Source organism: Stenotrophomonas sp. INTA L402-1, assembly GCF_059295135.1.
Genome location: NZ_JCAFWP010000099.1, coordinates 1 through 960 on the forward strand (window position 1 = coordinate 1; position 960 = coordinate 960).

Below are 960 nucleotides of genomic sequence, written 5' to 3' on the forward strand. Positions count from 1 at the left end.
GTTATCAGCTCAACCCACGGTGCCGGAGATATTCCGGACAACCTTTCTCCTTTCTATGAAGCATTGCAGGAACAGAAGCCCGATCTTTCTGCGGTCCGCTTTGGCGCAATCGGTATTGGTAGTCGTGAATATGACACCTTTTGTGGGGCTATCGATAAACTCGAGGCAGAACTCAAAAATTCCGGTGCAAAACAGACAGGCGAAACACTGAAGATCAACATTCTTGATCACGACATTCCGGAAGATCCGGCAGAAGAATGGCTGGGATCGTGGATTAATTTACTCAAATAAGTATACAGATCGTGCGATCCACTGTGGATAACTCTGTCAGGAAGCTTGGATCAACCGGTAGTTATCCAAAGAACAACGGTTGTTCAGTTTTTGAGTTGTGTATAACCCCTCATTCTGATCCCAGCTTATACGGTCCAGGATCACCGATCATTCACAGTTAATGATCCTTTCCAGGTTGTTGATCTTAAAAGCCGGATCCTTGTTATCCACAGGGCAGTGCGATCCTAATAAGAGATCACAATAGAACAGATCTCTAAATAAATAGATCTTCTTTTTAATACCCAGGATCCCAGGTCTTTCTCAAGCCGACAAAGTTGAGTAGAATCCACGGCCCGGGCTTCAATCCATTTTCATACCGCGTTATGCGAGGCAATCACCATGTTTTATCCGGATCCTTTTGACGTCATCATCATTGGCGGGGGTCATGCAGGCACCGAGGCCGCGATGGCCGCGGCGCGTATGGGTCAACAGACTCTGATTTTGACACACAATATCGACACTCTGGGGCAGATGAGCTGCAACCCGGCGATCGGCGGTATTGGGAAGGGACATCTGGTAAAAGAAGTGGATGCACTCGGCGGTCTGATGGCGAAAGCGATCGATCAGGCGGGTATCCAGTTTAGGATACTAAACGCAAGCAAGGGACCGGCGGTTCGCGCTACCCGAGCT

General features: G+C 48.5%; 2 protein-coding genes. Both read left to right on the forward strand.

Annotated features, from left to right (window positions below):
- On the forward strand, positions 1–291 hold a 291-nt coding region (locus AC5O77_RS21670), incomplete at its 5' end, for a flavodoxin domain-containing protein (protein WP_494507159.1).
- A 378-nt stretch (positions 292–669) separates the two neighbouring features.
- Positions 670–960 (forward strand): FAD-dependent oxidoreductase (locus AC5O77_RS21675; protein ID WP_494507160.1); only part of this gene is annotated, 291 nt, incomplete at its 3' end.